Here is a 229-nt window from a genome sequence, read left to right on the forward strand (position 1 = left end):
CCTTCCTCCGGTTTGTCACCGGCAGTCACCTTAGAGTGCCCAACTTAATGATGGCAACTAAGATCAAGGGTTGCGCTCGTTGCGGGACTTAACCCAACATCTCACGCCACGAGCTGACGACAACCATGCACCACCTGTCACTCTGCTCCCGAAGGAGAAGCCCTATCTCTAGGGTTTTCAGAGGATGTCAAGCCCTGGTAAGGTTCTTCGCGGTGCTTCGAATTAACCC

General features: G+C 53.7%; 1 rRNA gene. It reads right to left on the bottom strand.

The features are described 5' to 3' along the window. Positions 1–229: ribosomal RNA gene (locus MR170_RS31780) — 16S ribosomal RNA — on the bottom strand; the annotation flags it as partial.

The organism is Bacillus cereus group sp. BfR-BA-01524 (genome assembly GCF_022662595.1).
In the GTDB taxonomy this organism is placed as follows: Bacteria; Bacillota; Bacilli; order Bacillales; family Bacillaceae_G; genus Bacillus_A; species Bacillus_A thuringiensis_S.